Below are 17,075 nucleotides of genomic sequence, written 5' to 3' on the forward strand. Positions count from 1 at the left end.
GCGCCAGTCGTAACCCGGCTCTGATCGACGTGACGCTCACCGTACCGTCGTGGGAGAGCTGCAGTTGCCATGCCGGGTCGCAGTGACGGTCCGCTGTGGACCCGTGATCCCGTGCATGCTCCGGCCATACGAGTGGGATGTACCGACCAGAGAGGTCCCAGAGATGACAAGTGACCGACTAGCTCACGGCAAAGGCGCCGAAGTACACGGGATCTTCGAGAAGATCGCCGGATACTACGATCGGATGAACTTCGTCATGACGCTCGGCCGCCATGCCCGATGGTGCCGCGAAGTGGCCGAGCGTGTCGCGCCGCCCGCGGGTGGACAGCTCTTGGACATCGCCACGGGGACAGGCGTGATCGCCTTGGCGGCGGCACGGAGGTATCCCGCGGTCACCGTGACAGGTGTCGACTTCTCGGAAGAGATGCTGACGCATGCGAAGACCAAGCCCGGCGCGGACGCGGTTCGATGGCGCCATGCGCACGCAGGCAGTCTGCCGTTCGAGGACGAGTCCTTCGACGGGATCACGGAAGGCTATCTCCTCCGCAACGTCGAAGACCTGGCCGGAGTGCTTCGCGAACAGCACCGAGTTCTCAAGCCCGGCGGCCGGATCGTCATACTCGAAACCTGCCCTCCGAGTGGCCCGGTGAAGCCGGTTTTGGAGTGGGGAATGCGCACCATCGTTCCACTGCTGGGCCAGGTAGTGGCTCGTGACCGGTCGTCCTACACCTATCTCGAATCCAGCACGCTCGCCTTCGATTCACCGCAACAGGTTGCCGATGTGCTGAGCGGGCTCGGTTTTCAGGACATCGGGTGGAGCAAGAAATTCTTCGGAACCAACGTCATCCTGTGGGCCACCAAGTCGAGCTGATGAGATTCGCCGTTCCCGGCATACCGCGCAAGAGCCGGGTCGATGGGAGCCACGACGCATGCCATGATTCGATCATGAGGCGCTGGTATCCGGTGTTCGCATGCTGTGTTCTCGCGAGCCTGCTCGTAACGATGAGCTTTGCGGCGCAGCCTGTTTCGGCGGCACTCAACTGCACGGCAGGGGTGGTGGTCCGGCCCGTGGCACTGAGCGTCGACGGGGAGAACGCGACCGGCCGGGTCTACGAGCCATACCACTGCGCTGAAGGTGACGTAACCGCGCAGGCCCTCGTGGTCGCCGTGCACGGGCACGACGGGTCGTCGGCCGACTTCGCCGACTACCTCGCCTCGATCGCGCGGCGCACCGCGACCCCGATCCTTTCGATGGACCTGCGCTCGGCCGAGAGCGTGTGGCGCACCGGGGAATGGAACCTGTGGGCGGGGTGGCGCGACATCGTCGCCGCGACCGCCTGGTATCGAGACGCCCATCGCTCCATCACGCAGACCGTGCTGTGGGGCTGGAGCCAGGGCGGTATCACGAGCGGTCTCGCGGCGGCGCACGGTCCGCGCGGGATGTTCGACTACTGGGTCGACAACTACGGTCCCGCCGACGACTTCACCATGTGGCTGGGTGCGTCGGCGGTGGATCCGGCTCTGCCGGGGCAGATCGAGCGCGACGCGGGTGGTTGTCCACCGGCCGCCTGCCCGCTGGCCTACGCCGAGCGTTCGCCGGCGCTGCTGGCGAACCGGATGGACGTGCGCCGAGCGTTTCTCGTCCACGGCACCGCCGACGACGTAGTGCCCTACGCCACCAGCGTGGAGATGCGCGCGGGGCTCCTCGCCGCCGGCAAACCCACCTCCATGTACACCGTCGTCACCGGCCGGGACCTGACCGGGCGGGTGGTTCCCGGCGATCACAGCGTCGGCCCGGCCTTCTTCGAGGGCGGCTGCGTCGTGGAGCGTCTGCTGCTCGGCGCGGAGCCGGTCGACGGCCCGGATCGCGACTATGTCGTCGACGTCGCGCACGGGGTCGTCACCGCTCCGTCCGCGCCGCCTGGCGCCAAGTGCGCGGCGTAGGACGAGCGCGGGAACATGATCGCGGCGCGGAGCCGGTCGACGGCCCGGATCGCGGCTATGTCGTGCACGTCGCCTACGGCGGCGTCACATCTCCCGCCCCGCCGGGCGCCAAGTGCGCGGTGTAGGACGAGCGCGGGAACATGATCGCGGCGCGGAGGCGGTCGACGGCCCGGATCGAGGCCGCGTCGTCGACCTCGCGGCGTCGTCACCGCGCCGCCGGGCGCCGAGAGCGCCGCGTGCGCGGCCCACAGGGAACATGATCGCGGCGCGCAGTGGTTGATCACGCAGAGACCGACAACGAAGTGAGGACATGATGACGAAGCCGACCGACCCGGCCTACCACTGGAACGGCGCCGATCTCGACTTGGACGCCTATCTGGCCCGGATCGGCTTCGACGGCGAGCGCGCCCCCACCGTCGCGGCGCTGCACGAGCTGGTGCGGGCGCACACCACCGCGATCCCGTTCGAGAACCTGGAGATCATCCTCGGCCGCTCGATCGGGCTGGACATCGCGACGTTGCAGGACAAGCTCGTCCAGCGCCGCCGCGGCGGCTACTGCTACGAGAACGTCGGGCTGTTCGCCGCGGCGCTGGAACGGCTCGGGTTCGGCGTCACCGGCCTCAGCGGCCGGGTCAGCATGGGCGCGGGCGCGGGGCTGCGGCCTGCCACCCACGCCCTGCTGCGTGTGACGACCTCCGACGACGACCGGATCTGGCTCTGCGACGTCGGTTTCGGCGCCGGTCCGCTCGCGCCCTTCGAGTTGTCCACCGAGACCGGCGAATTCACCGCAGGCGAATGGAAGTTCCGGCTGGAACGCACGCTCGGCGAGCTGGATTCCGACTTGTGGGTGCTGCACCAATTCGGCCGGGACGGCTGGGTCGACCGGCACAGTTTCAGCCTGAATCCGCAGTACCGCATCGACTACGTCGTCGGCAATCATTTCGTGTCGACTTCCCCGCGTTCCCCATTCACGACGCGGCCGTACGCGCAGCGTTTTCACCCGGACGTGCACCACGTGCTGGACGGCACCACATTCGTCACCGAGCATCCCGACGGAACGAGCGACACACGGGAGTTGGAACCGGCCGAGCTGCCCAAGATCCTCGCCGAGGTGTTCGACATCGACCTCGACGACGCGGACGCCGCCGCGTTGGCCGAGGCCTCGTGGGTTCGCGACTGACACCGCGACGTCGTAGCCGCCTCCGCCTCCGGCCCCCTCCGGCCGGATAGTGTCGGAGGGGTGCGTACCAACCGGAACCCTCTCGTCCTGTTCGCCGCACCAGTGCTCGTGCTCGCCGCCTGCTCGTCCGGACCGGACCAGCCCGACACCGTGGCCGCGCAGTTCGCCGAAGCGCTCAATCGCGACGACATCGCCGCGGCCGCCGCGCTCACCGACAACCCGGCCGCGGCGTCCGACACGCTCGCCAGGCTCTACGACGGGCTCGGCAAGGAGGTGCGCTTCGAGCTGAGCTCGGCCGATGACAACGGCTTCGCGCTGGCCGCGACCTGGAAGCTGGGCGAGGGCGGCCAGACCGAGTGGACCTACACGACCAATGGGACCGCGAGCGACGGCGGCGCGGGGTGGAAGGTGAAGTGGGATCCCGCCACCCTCGCCCCCGGGCTGGCTTCGGGGCCGCTGAGCTACAGCCGGGTCTATCCGAAACCGGCCCGTGTGCTCGATTCCGCCGGTGGCGAGTTGATGACCGAGCAGGTCGTCACGCTGGTGAATATCGCCTCTGGCGCCGACCTCGCGGCCGTCGCGGGCCTGCTCGGTCCGCTCGCGTCCGGCCTCACCACGCAGTCGCTGCAAGCGGAACTGGTCCAGGCGCAAGGAAAGCCGGTCACCGCGATCACCCTGCGCGAGACCGATATCGCCCCGATCCGGGATCGGCTCGCCGCGCTGCCGGGTGTCACTCTCGCACCGCAGACCCGGTTGCTGACCACCGACAAATCGCTGGCCGCACCGACCCTGTCCGGGCTCGCCGAGTTGTGGCAGGAATCCGCCGACGCGAACGCGGGGTGGGCGGTGCGCGCCCAGACGCCGGAGGGCACCCAGCGCGTGGCCGGGAAAGACCCGACGCCTACCGCCGACATCGTGACCACTCTCGACCCCGGCCTGCAGCGCGCGGCGGAAGCGGCGCTCGCGCCGATCGCGCAACCCGCCGCTGTCGTCGCCCTGCGACCTTCGACCGGCGACGTGGTCGCGATCGCGCAGAACGCCGCCGCCGACGCACAGGGCACGATCGCCCTGACCGGCCTGTACCCGCCCGGTTCGACGTTCAAGACGGTTACCGTCTCCGCCGCGCTGCAGGCGGGCACGGTCACACCCGATACCCAAGTGGCCTGCCCGGGCACCTCGAACATCGAGGGCCGCCGCATCCCCAACGACAACAATTTCGATTTGGGCACGGTGCCGCTGCACACCGCTTTCGCGCGTTCCTGCAACACGACGATGGGCGCGCTCGGGGTGAAACTGCCCGCCGACGCCCTGACGAAAGCGGCGGCACAACTCGGCCTGGGCATCGATTACGTCACACCGGGCCTGACAACTGTCACCGGGAAAGTGCCACCGGCCGACACTTCCGCGTTGCGGGTGGAGTCGGCGATCGGTCAAGGGCAGGTGACCGCATCGCCGTTCGGCATGGCACTGGTCGCCGCCTCGATCGCGCGCGGTGCGGTGCCGGCGCCCACCCTCGTCGCCGGGCGATCCGGTACCCCGGACCGGACTCCGGCCGCGCTGCCGCCCACCGTCGACGACCAGCTGAAATCCATGATGCGGGAGACGGTCACCGGCGGCACGGCGACGCAGCTGCGCGACATTCCCGGACTGCTCGGCAAGACCGGCACCGCGGAGTACATCGACGACGCCCACGCGCACGGTTGGTTCGTCGGCATCGATGGTGACCTGGCATTCGCGGCCTTCGTCAGTGACGCGGGGAGTTCGGCTCCCGCGGTGGAGGCCGCGGGCCGGATGTTGCGCGCGGCGCGATAGTCCGGTTCGGGCGATTTGGGGCCGGAACATGGCCCGGCTGACGCGTGCGAGCATTCCGGCGCCCGCTACACTCATCCCCGGACCGCGTGAAGTTATCAATATGCGGGATGTCACGATTTCGAGAAGGTTCGGAGTAGGCGCCATCGATACCGGTCAGTTGATCGCGGAGCATTACCGCCTGGTCGAGCGGATTGGTAGCGGCGGCACGGGCGTGGTCTGGCGTGCCGTCGACGAACGCCTCCAGCGCTCCGTTGCCGTCAAGCAGATCCACATCCAGCCGAGCCTGCCCGAGGCCGAACGGGACGTGGTGCGTCAGCGCGCCATCCGGGAGGCCCGCAACGCCGCCCGCTTCCAGCATCCGAACGCGATCGTCGTGTTCGACATCACCGAGCACGAGGGCGACCCCTGCCTGGTGATGGAGTACCTGAAGTCCAAGAGCCTCGCCGCGGTGATCTCCGCGCAGGGCACGCTGCCGCTGACCCAGGTCGCGCGGATCGGCGAGCAGGTCGCCTCGGCGCTGATCGCCGCGCATCAGGCCGGCATCGTGCACCGCGACGTGAAGCCGGGCAACATCCTGCTCGACGACCACGGCACGGTGAAGATCACCGACTTCGGCATTTCCCGCGCAACCGGCGACGTCACGCTCACCGAAACCGGATTGATCTGCGGGACCGCCGCCTACCTTGCGCCGGAGATGGCCCGCGGCGCCGATCCGACGCCCGCATCCGACGTGTTCGCGCTGGGCGCCACGCTGTTTCACGCGCTGGAGGGCGAACCGCCCTACGGCGGGGGCTCCAATCCGCTCGCGGTGCTCTACGCCGCAGCCAACGGTCAGGTGAGCGAGCCGCGCAACGCCGGTCCCGCAACGGATTTCCTGCTCGACCTGCTCAGCCCGGAACCGGCCGAACGCCCGAGCATGCGGGTGGCGCGCCAGCAGCTCGCGGCGTTCGCCGACGCCGGTCCGGCGCCGGTGGCCGCCGGATTCGTTCCGGCCAGTGAGGCTTTCGCCCGGCCGAGAACGGGCGATTCGGAAGCGGCCACCCGTGCGCTGCGGCCATCGGCGATGTCCTCGGCGCCCTACACGCCGGCCGAACGGCGTCCGCGTCCCGCACCGTCACGCCCGGCCGTCCAGCACGACACCGCGGCACATCCCCCCACCATGGCGCAGCCGCGCCCGCTGCCCGAGCGGCGGTCGGGCGGCAAGCGGCGCGCGGTGCTGATCGGCGCGCTGGTCGGCGCGGTCGCCGCCGTCTCGGCGTTGCTGATCAGCGCGTTCAGCCAGTCCGGTGGCGACTCGCCGACTCCGCAGGCGAACCCGCCGTCGGTGACCGCGACGACGAAGCCCGGAACGACCTCGACCGTCGCCGCCGAACTCGGCCGGACCCCGAGCTCTGGCGAGCGGGTCGCCATCGGCGCCGCTGGTGGCCTGATCGAGCAGTTCTACAGCGATCCGGAGGCTTCGTGGAGCCTGCTCACGCCCGCCGCGCAGAAGGTTTACGGCAACGAACCGGGCTTCCGTCAGTACTGGGGGTCGCGGACCATCGACTCCTTCGCCACCATCGAGGCGGCCAGGCGGACGAACAACGACGACGGGTCGGTCGACATGCGACTGGCCACCCTCACTATCGAGGGCCAGACCAAGAGCCTGACGCTGCGCGTGATCAGCTCCGGTGGGCGTCTGCTCATCGATAGCGATACCCGGTAGGCATCGGTCGCCGAGCAGGTGAAGTAACAGGCGCGGTGGCCTGCCGAGTGCCTGGCGTCCGCGCCCGGCCCGGCGGCCGCCCGTGGCCGGATCGGGTGACCGGGCGCGTCGATTAGGCTGGAGCTGCAACTTTCCTGTTGCGGAATCAGCTGGAGACAAGGAACCGACACCACATGACAACCCGCATCGAGCTCGCCCGCGTCGATCTGCGCGGTCGTACTCCTTCCGTTGCCGAGCTGCGCGCCGCGCTGCCCCGCGGGGGAGTCGACGTGGACTCGGTGCTGCATCAGGTGCGTCCGGTGGTCGAGGCGATCCGCGATCAGGGTGTGTCGGCGGCCTTGGAGTTCAGTGAGCGGTTCGACGGCGTGATCCCGGCGACGGTGCGGGTACCCGCGGCCGAGCTGGACGCCGCGCTGGACCGGCTGGACCCGGCGGTGCGCGCGGCGCTGGAGGAGTCCATCGCCAGGGCGCGCAAGGTGCACGCGGATCAGCGGCGCACCGACAAGACCACCGAGGTGGTTCCCGGCGGCACCGTCACCGAGCGGTGGGTGCCGGTCGAGCGGGTCGGCCTGTATGTGCCGGGCGGTAATGCCGTCTACCCGTCCAGCGTCGTGATGAACGTGGTGCCCGCGCAGACCGCGGGTGTCGGTTCGCTGGTGGTGGCCTCGCCGCCGCAGGCGCAGTTCGGTGGGCTGCCGCACCCGACCATCCTGGCCGCCGCTCGGCTGCTCGAGGTCGACGAGGTGTGGGCGGTCGGCGGCGCGCAGGGCATCGCGCTGCTGTCCTATGGCGGTGTCGATACCGACGGCGCGCAGCTGGAGCCGGTCGACCTGATCACCGGTCCCGGCAACATCTACGTCACCGCGGCCAAGCGGCTGTGCCGCGGCCTGGTCGGCATCGATGCCGAGGCGGGTCCCACCGAGATCGCGATCCTCGCCGACGCGACCGCCGATCCGGTGCACGTGGCCGCCGACTTGATCAGTCAGGCCGAGCACGACGTGCTGGCCGCCAGCGTGCTGGTCACCGACAGCGCGCAGCTGGCCGACGCGGTGGACGCGGCGCTCACCACACAGCTGACCGTGGTCAAGCACGCCCACCGGGTGAGCGAGGCGTTGCGCGGCAAGCAGTCCGGCACGGTCCTGGTCGACGACATCGAGCAGGGGCTGCGCGTGGTGAACGCCTACGCCGCCGAGCACTTGGAGATCCAGACCGTCGAGGCGCCCGCCGTCGCGGCCAGGGTGCGCAGCGCGGGCGCGGTGTTCGTCGGCCCGTACGCGCCGGTCAGCCTCGGCGACTACTGCGCGGGTTCCAACCACGTGCTGCCCACGGCGGGCTGCGCACGGCACTCCTCGGGCTTGAGCGTGCAGACGTTCCTGCGCGGCATCCACGTCGTGGAGTACACCGAGGCGGCGCTGAAGGATGTCGCCGGTCACGTGGTGGCGCTGGCGAACGCCGAGGACCTGCCCGCGCACGGCCAAGCGGTGCAGGCGCGGTTCGAGGCGCTGTCGTGACGGGCGCGGTGCGCGTGCCCGGCGCGAACGTGACCCTGGACGACCTACCGCTGCGCGCGAACCTACGCGGCAAAAAGCCTTACGGCGCACCGCAATTGACGGTCCCCGTGCAGCTGAACACGAACGAGAACCCGCATCCGCCGAGCCGGGCGCTGATCGACGACGTCGCCGAATCGATCCGCGCGGCCGCCGCGGACCTGCACCGTTACCCGGACCGCGACGCGGTCGCGCTGCGCACCGACCTGGCGCGGTATCTGACCACGCAGACGGGCGTCGCGGTGCACACCGGCAACGTCTGGGCGGCCAACGGTTCCAACGAGATCCTCCAGCAGCTGTTGCAGGCGTTCGGCGGCCCCGGCCGCAGCGCCCTGGGTTTCGTGCCGTCGTACTCGATGCACCCGATCATCTCCGAGGGCATCGATACCGAGTGGATCGAGGCGAAGCGCAACGCCGACTTCTCCCTCGACGTCGAGCACGCGCTGGCCGCCATCGCCGAGCGCACGCCCGACGTGGTCTTCGTGACCAGCCCGAACAACCCCACCGGGCACAGCATTCCGCAGCAGGACCTGGCGCGCATCCTGGCGGCCGCGCCCGGGATCGTGGTGGTCGACGAGGCCTACGGCGAGTTCTCCGCGCAGCCGAGCGCCATCGGGCTGATCGACCGGTTCCCGGCCAAGCTGGTGGTCACCAGGACGATGAGCAAGGCGTTCGCGTTCGCAGGCGGCCGCCTGGGTTACCTGGTGGCCGCGCCCGCGGTGATCGACGCGATGCTGCTGGTGCGGCTGCCCTATCACCTGTCGGTGGTCACCCAGGCCGCCGCGCGCGCGGCCCTGCGGCACGCCGACGAGACCCTGGGCAGCGTCGCCGAGCTGGCCGCGCAGCGCGACCGGGTCGCGGCGGCGTTGCGGGAGATGGGTTTCGAGGTGATTCCCAGTGACGCCAATTTCCTGCTGTTCGGCCGCTTCCCTGACGCCCCGCGTACTTGGCAGCGCTATCTGGACCACGGTGTGCTGATCCGCGACGTCGGCATCCCCGGCTATCTGCGCACCACCATCGGCCTCGCCGCCGAGAACGACGAACTGCTGAAGGTCAGTGCGGCACTGGCGGGCACCGACCTCGCACCGCGATGACCCAGCGCCGGGAAGCCCCGGCGACAACCCGATTGGACGTGAGCATGAGTAGGACCGCCCGGGTGGAGCGGATCACCAAGGAATCCAGCATCGTCGTCGAACTCGATCTGGACGGCACCGGCAAAACCGAGATCGCCACCGGCGTCCCGTTCTACGACCACATGCTGACCGCCCTCGGCGCGCATGCGAGCTTCGACCTGACCGTCCGCGCCGAAGGCGACATCGAGATCGAGGCGCACCACACCGTGGAGGACACCGCCATCGTGTTCGGCCAGGCGCTCGGCAAGGCGCTGGGCGACAAGGCGGGGATCCGCCGATTCGGCGACGCCTACATCCCGATGGACGAGACGCTGGCGCACGCCGCGGTCGACGTGTCCGGCCGCCCCTACTGCGTGCACACCGGCGAACCGGAGCACCTGCTGCACGCGGTTATTCCGGGCTCCGGCCCCGGTGCGCCGTATTCGACCGTGCTCAACCGCCACGTCTTCGAGTCGATCGCCCTGAACGCGCGCATCGCCCTGCACGTGCGGGTGCTCTACGGCCGCGACCAGCACCACGTCACCGAAGCCGAATTCAAGGCGGTCGCGCGGGCTTTGCGCGCCGCGGTGGAACTCGACCCGCGGGTGAGCGGGGTCCCGTCCACGAAGGGAACGCTGTGAGGAAATCCGTCGCCCTGCTCGACTACGGTTCCGGCAACCTGCACTCCGCCGAGCGGGCACTGAGCAGGGCGGGCGCCCAGGTCGATGTGACGGCCGACCCGCAGGTGGTGCTGGCCGCCGACGGTCTGGTCGTGCCGGGCGTGGGCGCCTTCGCCGCGTGCATGGCGGGTCTGCGGGAGGTGCGGGGCGAGCGGCTGATCGGTCAGCGGCTGGCCGGTGGACGCCCGGTTCTGGGGATCTGCGTCGGCATGCAGATCCTCTTCGAGCGAGGTGTCGAGTTCGGCGTGGAAACCGACGGATGCGCCGAATGGCCCGGCACCGTCGAACGCCTCTCCGCGCCGGTGCTGCCGCACATGGGCTGGAACACCGTCTCAGCCCCCGCCGACAGCGTCCTGTTCGCGGGCCTCGACGCGGACACTCGCTTCTACTTCGTGCACTCCTACGCCGCCCAGGCGTGGGATCTGCCCCCTAGCGAGCACTTCGCCGCGCCCAAGCTCACCTGGGCCGACCATGGGGTGCCTTTCTTGGCGGCGGTGGAGAACGGCGCGCTCTCGGCGACCCAGTTCCACCCGGAGAAGTCCGGCGACGCCGGCGCCCATCTGCTGCGCAACTGGGTGAACTCGCTGTAGCGACGATCCCGCGCACCCCGGCGCGGGATCGTCGATCGGCTCAGCGCGACACGACCTTGCTGACCAGCCAGCGCCCGTCGACGTTGTCGACGGTCACGGTCATCGCCATACGGCCGGTCTGCGGGAGGCCGTCGGTTTCGTCGCTGGTCACCGTGCGGGTGACGTCCACGTCCACCACGGCCCGGTTGTCATCGCCCGAGACGACCCGGCAGTCCGCCGAGTCGGCCTGGGCGCGCAAGTGCGTGGCTTCCGCGCTCGCTTGGAGATTGGCGCGGAAGTTCTCGAACTCGGCCCGGAATTCTCCGGTGCTCAGCTGCAGCACGGTGCGGACGTGGTCGCCGAACCGCGCGTAGTCGGATGTCGCTGCCGCGGTGCCGAATTCGCACCCGGCCAGGCGTGCCTCCTCAGGCGGGGCCGCGGCGGCGACGGGTGCGGCGATCGTCGCCGCGGAGCAGGTGGCTGCCGAAAACATCAGTGCGGCAGCGAGTGTGGATCGTGACATGCACTTCCTCGGTGCGAGGGGAAAGCGGCGACCGGGGTTGATCGCCGAGCGCAGACGATACCGCCGCCCTGCCCGTTCCGGGGGCAGTCTCGCCGCCCCAGCGTGTGTACTGCGGCTGGTGATCACGGGCGGGTGCCAGTGCACCAGACCGGGGCAATCTGCCTCTGCGACAGCCGCCACGCCTCGGCCGTGTCGAATCGGTAGATCCCGCCAAGGGTGAATTGCGGCTGCGGGATCGTCTTGTTCGCAGCCGCGCTGTCGGCCACGCGCTGGTTACGGGCGGGTGCCGGTGGACCAGATCGGAGTGGTCTCCACGCGCGAGAGTCGCCAGCCCTCCGCGGTGCGCACCGCGTCGAAGTGGTAGATCTCGCCGAGCGTGTATTGCGGTTGCGGAATCGTCCCATTCGCCGAGGCGGGCGCGAAGGTGGCGATGAGGTTGGCCCGGACGTCGGCGGCGTTGCCCCGCACGTCGACCAGCACGTTGCTGATGACGTGCTGAATGTGCTTGTCGGCGGTGTGATTGCGGCTCGCCTGGGCGATCAGCGCATCGCGGCCCTCGGCCGTGCCGCCGGGCGTCTTCGCGATCGCGTCGGGCGTGTAGATCGCCCGCAGGTCGTCGAAGCGACCCTCGTCCAACGCGCGGCCGAGCCGGTCGACCAGCGCGGTGATCTGCTGGCGGTCCAGCATGCCGCGGACTTCCTCGGCGTCGGTCGTGGTGCTGGAAGTGCAGGCGGCGGTGAGCGCGGCCAGCGGGAGGGCGAGCAAGGGGAGGGCGAGGCGAATCTTGCGCATCGGAGGGGCCTTTCCAGTAGAACGTTGGAAGTTCCAACGTTGGCGTGTCCAACGTTATCAGATTGTGGGTGTCGTCAACAAATTTTGTCCGAGTGGCCGGCCCCCAGGACGAGTTGCTCGCCGGATTCTCCGCTGCGGAACGCCGCACCCTGGCCACCCTGCTGACCCGCATCCTGGAGCCCCGCAGTGCCGACCGCGGCCGGTGATCGAGGTCCCATTCGCCCAGGCCCGTGACTCGGACACGGCCGGGTAACCACTAGGCTGCTCTCGTGAGTCTTGTGCTGCTACCCGCCGTCGATGTCGCCAACGGAGAGGCCGTTCGCCTCGTGCAAGGAGAGGCAGGCAGCGAAACCAGCTACGGTTCGCCGCGCGAGGCCGCGCTGGCCTGGCAGGAGGCCGGCGCGGAATGGGTGCATCTGGTCGACCTGGACGCTGCCTTCGGGCGCGGTTCGAACCGGGAGCTGCTGGCGGGCGTCGTCGGCGAGCTCGACGTCAAGGTGGAACTCTCCGGCGGCATCCGCGACGACGAGAGCCTGGAGGCGGCGTTGGCCACCGGCTGCGCCCGGGTGAACCTCGGCACCGCGGCCCTGGAGGACCCCACCTGGTGCGCCAAGGCCATCGCCCGCCACGGCGAGCGCATCGCCGTCGGCCTGGACGTGCGCATCGTCGACGGTGAGCACCGGCTGCGCGGCCGCGGCTGGGTCAGCGACGGCGGCGATCTGTGGGAGGTGCTCGAACGCCTGGAGCGCGACGGCTGCGGTCGCTACGTGGTGACCGACGTGACCAAGGACGGCACGCTCACCGGCCCCAACCTGGATCTGCTGCGCGAGGTGTGCGCGGCCACCGACGCGCCGGTCATCGCCTCCGGCGGCGTCTCCACTATCGACGACCTGGTCGCGATCGCCGGGCTGGTGCCCGAAGGGGTCGAGGGCGCGATCGTCGGCAAGGCGCTCTACGCGGGCAGGTTCACCCTGCCCGAGGCGCTGGCCGCGGTGAGATGACCCGGGCGCTGTCGGCACTGCTCGCGGAGGCGAGCGAGGTCCTCGACTCGGTGTGCTCGCGGTTCGTCGAGGGCATCGGTGCGCCGAGCGCGGTCGTCAAGGGACGCAACGACTTCGCCACCGCGCTGGACCTGGAGCTGGAGCGCACCATCTCCGCCGAGCTGCACCGGCGCACCGGCATCGAAGTGCACGGCGAGGAGTTCGGCGGCCCGCAGCTCACCTCGGGCACCGCGTGGGTGCTCGACCCCATCGACGGCACCTTCAACTACTCCTCCGGACATCCCCTCTCGGGCATGCTCCTGGCGCTGGTGCGCGACGGCGAGCCGGTGCTCGGGCTGACCTGGCTGCCGCTGCTCGGCCGTCGATACGCGGCCGTGGCCGGTGGCCCGGTGCTGCTGGACGGCCGCCCGCTGCCCCCGCTGCCCCGGGGCGCGCTGGCCGAGTCGATGATCGGATTCGGCGCGTTCAACGTCGACTCGCACGGCCGCATCCCCGGACAGTTCCGCTTCGATCTGCTCGGCCCGCTGAGCAGGCTGTCCTCGCGGGTGCGCATGCACGGCTCCACCGGCATCGATCTGGCGTTCACCGCCTCCGGCGTGCTCGGCGGCGCGATCGTCTTCGGGCACCATCCCTGGGACAATGCCGCGGGCGTCGCGCTGGTGCGCGCGGCCGGCGGCGTGGTAACCGACCTGGCGGGCCGGCCGTGGACCATCACCTCCGGCTCCGTGCTGGCGGCCGCGCCGGGCGTACACGAAGAACTGCTCGACATGATCTGCACGGTCGCCGACCCGACGGCCGCGGAGAAAGGGTGAGGCAATGACGTTGGCCGTACGAGTGATTCCGTGCCTGGACGTCGACGCGGGACGGGTGGTCAAGGGCGTCAAGTTCGAGAACCTGCGCGACGCGGGCGATCCCGTCGAGCTGGCCGCCCTGTACGACGCGCAGGGCGCCGACGAGCTGACCTTCCTCGACGTGACCGCCTCGACCGGCGACCGCGGCACCATGATCGATGTGGTGACCCGCACCGCCGAGCAGATCTTCATCCCGCTCACCGTCGGCGGCGGGGTGCGCACCGTGGCGGATGTGGACCGGCTGCTGCGTGCGGGCGCCGACAAGGTCTCGGTGAACACCGCCGCGATCGCGCGGCCCGAGGTGCTGCGCGAGATGTCCGAACGGTTCGGTTCGCAATGCATCGTGCTCTCGGTGGACGCGCGCACCGTCCCGGACGGCCGGCCGGACACCACGTCCGGCTGGGAGGTGACCACGCACGGCGGCAAACGCGGAACCGGCATCGACGCCGTCGAATGGGCCGTGCGGGGCGCCGAACTCGGTGTCGGTGAGATCCTGCTGAACTCGATGGACGCCGACGGTACCAAGGCCGGTTTCGACCTGCCGATGATCCGCGCCGTGCGGGCCGCGGTCACCGTGCCGGTGATCGCCAGCGGCGGGGCAGGCGCGGTCGAGCACTTCGCCCCGGCCGTGCACGCCGGCGCCGACGCAGTACTCGCGGCCAGCGTGTTCCACTTCGGCGAGCTGTCCATCGGTCAGGTCAAGGATGCGATGCGGGCGGAGAAAATCGTCGTCCGATAGCGCTCGGCGGGAATCCGAACGCCGGGCATGGCGGGCGGCCGCCCGATCGCCGGCACTGTTATAACGGTGCTATGAGTCTGGATCCCGCCATCGCCGCCCGTCTCAAGCGCAACGACGCCGGACTGGTGTCGGCCGTCGCGCAGGAACGCGCCACCGGTGACGTGCTGATGGTCGCGTGGATGGACGACGAAGCGCTGGCACGGACGCTGGAAACCCGGAAAGCGACGTACTATTCGCGCTCGCGACAGCAGTACTGGGTCAAAGGGGAGACCTCGGGCCACACCCAGTACGTGCACGAAGTGCGGCTGGACTGCGACGGCGACACGATCCTGCTCGTGGTCGATCAGGAAGGCGCGGCCTGCCACACCGGCACGCACACCTGTTTCGACTCGGATCTGCTGCTCGGCGCGCAATCCTGAGCGCGGTTACGCACCCGACGTGCGGTCGTCGTCCTTGCCGGCCGAGGTCAGCCCGCCGGACTGATCCAACCGGTCGGCGAGCCGCGCGGCCAGCAGCTCGCCCAGTTCGGCGAGCTGGGCCTTCTGCCCGTCGTCCAAACCGTCGAAGACCAGGTGGCGCACGGCGTCCACATACCCTGGCGCGGCCTCGACCACCTTCAGGTATCCCTCGTCGGTGAGCACGGCGTGCACGCCGCGCCGCCCCGCGGTCGCGGAACGCTCGGCCCAACCCATGCGCTCCAGCTTGGACACCACATGCGACAGGCGCGATAGCGATGCGTTTGCTTTGTGGGCAAGCTCACTCATCTGCAGTCGGTGCCCCGGCTCTTCCGACAGCAGGGTCAGCACCCAGTACTCGAAATGCGTCACGCCGGACTCACGCTGCAGCTGGGTGTCCAATGCCGCTGGTAGACGTGTCATCAGCGCCACGATGGCGCGCCAAGCTCGTTGTTCGACAGGGTCGAGCCACTTCGTCACTGTGTGCCTTCTTTCAAGCCAAGTGACGTGGTCGGGTTCGTGGTCCTAGGGGTCGTGGAAGAGCATGTGCACAGTCACCTGCGCCCATGAGTTTGCCACGACTTCGCTCGACCGTCATAAAGATCGCGCATGACGTGAGTTCACTCACATCTGGTCCGGGCCTGCCGCCGGCGCGGCGCGCGGGTGCGTGCGCCGCCACTTTCGCAATAGCAACAGGCCCACCGCGAGCAGGAACATCACCGTGGCGACGATCGCGCCGGCGAGCGCGGCGCCACGGAACGCGGGCGCGTCCACGTCCAGGATCCGCTCGCCCGCATGGGCGGCGCTGCTGTTCCCCAGCACGATGGTGAGGGTCATCAGGTTGGGGATCGCGAAGAGGATCGCGACGACCGCGGCCGCCCCCACCAGGAACCGGCCTGCCTTCCTGCGCCAGACCAAGACGGCGAACAGCAGCAGGAAAAGCGGTACGACGGTGCACAACCCGCCGTAGAACAAGCCCCAGCCGATGCCCTTGGCGAAGCTGCCGCCCACCATCGACCCCACCCGTTGGGCCCACCAGCGCGGAATGAACGCGGCCAGGATGAAGTAGGTCAAGACCAAGAGAGCGAGGATCGCGGCGCCCACGATGATCCGTGTGCGCCAGACGGCGGCCGTGGATTTGCGTCCGCCGGGATGGACCTCGGTCGAAGTCATGCAGAAAGCCTATGCGGCTGCCTCGCCTTCGCTCGGCCCGGCGCGCGGCTGTCGACGGACTTCGTCCGGCTGCGCCTTTTCTGCGGCTGCCTCGCCTTCGCTCGGCCCGGCGCGCGGCTATCGACGGACTTCGGGCTGCGCCATTCCTGCGGCCGCCTCAGCCGGGGGTCTGCCCGGCGCGCGGGCTACTGAGCGGCTTCGTTCCGGCTGCGCCTTTCCTTCGGCTGCGTCAGCCTGCGCCCTGCCCGGCGCGGGCTACCGAGGGGCTTCGTCCGGCTGCGCCTTTTCTGCGGCTGCCGCAGCCTTCGCTCGGCCGGCGCGCGGGCTTCGGTCGGACTTGGTCCGGCTGCGCTCGTTATGCCGCCGACCAGCGCGAACCCGGCCGCCTGCACCCGGCGCCGCGCGTGATCTACCTGGCGCGCAGGTACGCCAGTGCCTGGTCGGCGTGCACGTTCGCGCGCAGCTCGCCGCTGATGACCTTGCGGATGGTGCGGTCGGTGTCGATGACGAAGGTCTGCCGCTTCACCGGCGCCAGTTTGCCCAGCAGTCCGCGCTTCACGCCGAACTGTGCGGCCACCGCGCCGCCGGCGTCGGACAGCAGTGGATAGCCGAGGCGCTGCTTCTCGGCGAACCCGGCCTGGGTGTCCACTCCGTCGGCGCTGATGCCGGCGCAGGTGGCGCCGAGGGCGGTGAATTCGGCGGCCAGGTCGCGGAAATGGCAGGCTTCGGCCGTACATACCGGGGTATTGGCCGCCGGATAGAAGAAGAGGACCAGTGGGCCGTCCGCCAGCAACGCGTCGAGCGAGCGGGGCGTTCCGGACTGATCGGGAAGCTCGAAGTGCGGGGCGAGCTGTCCTGGCTGCATGATCGAGAACTTACCGGTCGCTTGGTCTGCGAGTCGAGTGAGAGCCGCCACACCTCTCGCACCGGAAACCGATCTGGTTGGTCCGGTTTGTCGCCTCTGTGGCCGTGTCGGCGGCACCGCTCACCAG

General features: G+C 69.9%; 18 protein-coding genes. 13 read left to right on the forward strand and 5 right to left on the reverse strand.

Annotation, left to right across the window (positions count from 1 at the left end; translation table 11 throughout):
- The first annotated feature begins 163 nt into the window (after positions 1-163).
- The 9 genes from IU459_RS20425 to hisH all read left to right on the forward strand — a co-directional run bounded on the left by IU459_RS20425 (position 164) and on the right by hisH (position 10,570).
- The gene (locus IU459_RS20425) at positions 164-871 is read left to right on the forward strand and encodes a ubiquinone/menaquinone biosynthesis methyltransferase (RefSeq protein ID WP_195131152.1); all 708 of its coding nucleotides are present in this window, start codon (positions 164-166) and stop codon (positions 869-871) included.
- A gap of 74 nt (positions 872-945) precedes the next feature.
- The gene (locus IU459_RS20430) at positions 946-1,944 is read left to right on the forward strand and encodes an alpha/beta hydrolase family protein (protein ID WP_228838229.1); all 999 of its coding nucleotides are present in this window, start codon (positions 946-948) and stop codon (positions 1,942-1,944) included.
- A 313-nt stretch (positions 1,945-2,257) separates the two neighbouring features.
- Complete coding sequence (locus IU459_RS20435) at positions 2,258-3,124, forward strand: arylamine N-acetyltransferase family protein (protein WP_195131153.1); 867 nt, start codon at positions 2,258-2,260, stop codon at positions 3,122-3,124.
- Between the two features lie 60 nt (positions 3,125-3,184).
- The gene (locus IU459_RS20440) at positions 3,185-4,936 is read left to right on the forward strand and encodes a penicillin-binding transpeptidase domain-containing protein (RefSeq protein ID WP_195131154.1); all 1,752 of its coding nucleotides are present in this window, start codon (positions 3,185-3,187) and stop codon (positions 4,934-4,936) included.
- A 100-nt stretch (positions 4,937-5,036) separates the two neighbouring features.
- A complete protein-coding gene (locus IU459_RS20445) occupies positions 5,037-6,641 on the forward strand; it encodes a serine/threonine-protein kinase (protein WP_195131155.1) in 1,605 nt (534 codons plus the stop codon).
- Positions 6,642-6,814: 173 nt separating this feature from the next.
- Positions 6,815-8,152 (forward strand): histidinol dehydrogenase, encoded by a 1,338-nt coding sequence (hisD, locus tag IU459_RS20450; protein ID WP_195131156.1) that lies wholly within the window; start codon positions 6,815-6,817, stop codon positions 8,150-8,152.
- Positions 8,149-9,282 (forward strand): histidinol-phosphate transaminase, encoded by a 1,134-nt coding sequence (locus tag IU459_RS20455; RefSeq protein WP_195131157.1) that lies wholly within the window; start codon positions 8,149-8,151, stop codon positions 9,280-9,282. Before hisD ends, IU459_RS20455 begins: the two co-directional genes overlap by 4 nt.
- Positions 9,283-9,326: 44 nt before the next feature.
- The gene (hisB, locus tag IU459_RS20460; RefSeq protein ID WP_040777163.1) at positions 9,327-9,941 is read left to right on the forward strand and encodes an imidazoleglycerol-phosphate dehydratase HisB; all 615 of its coding nucleotides are present in this window, start codon (positions 9,327-9,329) and stop codon (positions 9,939-9,941) included.
- Positions 9,938-10,570 carry an imidazole glycerol phosphate synthase subunit HisH gene (gene hisH, locus IU459_RS20465; protein WP_195131158.1) on the forward strand — a complete coding sequence of 211 codons (633 nt, stop codon included), beginning with the start codon at positions 9,938-9,940 and terminating at the stop codon, positions 10,568-10,570. Before hisB ends, hisH begins: the two co-directional genes overlap by 4 nt.
- Positions 10,571-10,610: 40 nt before the next feature.
- Here hisH and IU459_RS20470 read toward each other — a convergent pair whose 3' ends face one another.
- Complete coding sequence (locus IU459_RS20470; protein WP_195131159.1) at positions 10,611-11,072, reverse strand: hypothetical protein; 462 nt, start codon at positions 11,070-11,072, stop codon at positions 10,611-10,613.
- A gap of 273 nt (positions 11,073-11,345) precedes the next feature.
- Complete coding sequence (locus IU459_RS20475; protein ID WP_195131160.1) at positions 11,346-11,864, reverse strand: nuclear transport factor 2 family protein; 519 nt, start codon at positions 11,862-11,864, stop codon at positions 11,346-11,348.
- Between the two features lie 269 nt (positions 11,865-12,133).
- Here IU459_RS20475 and priA point away from each other — a divergent pair, with 269 nt between their 5' ends.
- The 4 genes from priA (at position 12,134) to hisI (ending at position 14,874) form a co-directional block, all read left to right on the forward strand.
- Complete coding sequence (gene priA / locus IU459_RS20480) at positions 12,134-12,865, forward strand: bifunctional 1-(5-phosphoribosyl)-5-((5-phosphoribosylamino)methylideneamino)imidazole-4-carboxamide isomerase/phosphoribosylanthranilate isomerase PriA (RefSeq protein ID WP_195131161.1); 732 nt, start codon at positions 12,134-12,136, stop codon at positions 12,863-12,865.
- Complete coding sequence (locus IU459_RS20485) at positions 12,862-13,677, forward strand: inositol monophosphatase family protein (RefSeq protein ID WP_195131162.1); 816 nt, start codon at positions 12,862-12,864, stop codon at positions 13,675-13,677. Before priA ends, IU459_RS20485 begins: the two co-directional genes overlap by 4 nt.
- A gap of 4 nt (positions 13,678-13,681) precedes the next feature.
- Positions 13,682-14,455, forward strand: coding sequence for an imidazole glycerol phosphate synthase subunit HisF (gene hisF / locus IU459_RS20490; protein ID WP_195131163.1), 774 nt, complete (start codon positions 13,682-13,684; stop codon positions 14,453-14,455).
- A 71-nt stretch (positions 14,456-14,526) separates the two neighbouring features.
- Complete coding sequence (gene hisI, locus IU459_RS20495; protein ID WP_195131164.1) at positions 14,527-14,874, forward strand: phosphoribosyl-AMP cyclohydrolase; 348 nt, start codon at positions 14,527-14,529, stop codon at positions 14,872-14,874.
- Positions 14,875-14,880: 6 nt separating this feature from the next.
- On the opposite strand, the gene IU459_RS20500 is transcribed toward hisI, so the two are convergent.
- The 3 genes from IU459_RS20500 to IU459_RS20510 all read right to left on the reverse strand — a co-directional run bounded on the left by IU459_RS20500 (position 14,881) and on the right by IU459_RS20510 (position 16,948).
- A complete protein-coding gene (locus tag IU459_RS20500; RefSeq protein ID WP_195131165.1) occupies positions 14,881-15,333 on the reverse strand; it encodes a MarR family winged helix-turn-helix transcriptional regulator in 453 nt (150 codons plus the stop codon).
- A 201-nt stretch (positions 15,334-15,534) separates the two neighbouring features.
- A complete protein-coding gene (locus IU459_RS20505; protein WP_195131166.1) occupies positions 15,535-16,083 on the reverse strand; it encodes a permease in 549 nt (182 codons plus the stop codon).
- Positions 16,084-16,492: 409 nt separating this feature from the next.
- Positions 16,493-16,948 (reverse strand): peroxiredoxin, encoded by a 456-nt coding sequence (locus tag IU459_RS20510; protein ID WP_195131167.1) that lies wholly within the window; start codon positions 16,946-16,948, stop codon positions 16,493-16,495.
- Positions 16,949-17,075 lie beyond the last annotated feature (127 nt).

Source organism: Nocardia amamiensis (assembly GCF_015477605.1).
GTDB lineage: Bacteria > Actinomycetota > Actinomycetes > Mycobacteriales > Mycobacteriaceae > Nocardia > Nocardia amamiensis_A.

Excerpts from the sequence above, each read along its gene's own strand:
- IU459_RS20425 (WP_195131152.1), top strand. The coding sequence starts at position 164 with ATGACAAGTGACCGACTAGCTCACGGCAAAGGCGCCGAAGTACACGGG.
- IU459_RS20430 (WP_228838229.1), top strand. The coding sequence starts at position 946 with ATGAGGCGCTGGTATCCGGTGTTCGCATGCTGTGTTCTCGCGAGCCTG.
- IU459_RS20435 (WP_195131153.1), top strand. The coding sequence starts at position 2,258 with ATGACGAAGCCGACCGACCCGGCCTACCACTGGAACGGCGCCGATCTC.
- IU459_RS20445 (WP_195131155.1), top strand. The coding sequence starts at position 5,037 with ATGCGGGATGTCACGATTTCGAGAAGGTTCGGAGTAGGCGCCATCGAT.
- hisD (WP_195131156.1), top strand. The coding sequence starts at position 6,815 with ATGACAACCCGCATCGAGCTCGCCCGCGTCGATCTGCGCGGTCGTACT.
- hisB (WP_040777163.1), top strand. The coding sequence starts at position 9,327 with ATGAGTAGGACCGCCCGGGTGGAGCGGATCACCAAGGAATCCAGCATC.
- IU459_RS20470 (WP_195131159.1), bottom strand. The coding sequence starts at position 11,072 with ATGTCACGATCCACACTCGCTGCCGCACTGATGTTTTCGGCAGCCACC.
- IU459_RS20475 (WP_195131160.1), bottom strand. The coding sequence starts at position 11,864 with ATGCGCAAGATTCGCCTCGCCCTCCCCTTGCTCGCCCTCCCGCTGGCC.
- IU459_RS20485 (WP_195131162.1), top strand. The coding sequence starts at position 12,862 with ATGACCCGGGCGCTGTCGGCACTGCTCGCGGAGGCGAGCGAGGTCCTC.
- hisF (WP_195131163.1), top strand. The coding sequence starts at position 13,682 with ATGACGTTGGCCGTACGAGTGATTCCGTGCCTGGACGTCGACGCGGGA.
- hisI (WP_195131164.1), top strand. The coding sequence starts at position 14,527 with ATGAGTCTGGATCCCGCCATCGCCGCCCGTCTCAAGCGCAACGACGCC.
- IU459_RS20500 (WP_195131165.1), bottom strand. The coding sequence starts at position 15,333 with ATGACACGTCTACCAGCGGCATTGGACACCCAGCTGCAGCGTGAGTCC.
- IU459_RS20505 (WP_195131166.1), bottom strand. The coding sequence starts at position 16,083 with ATGACTTCGACCGAGGTCCATCCCGGCGGACGCAAATCCACGGCCGCC.
- IU459_RS20510 (WP_195131167.1), bottom strand. The coding sequence starts at position 16,948 with ATGCAGCCAGGACAGCTCGCCCCGCACTTCGAGCTTCCCGATCAGTCC.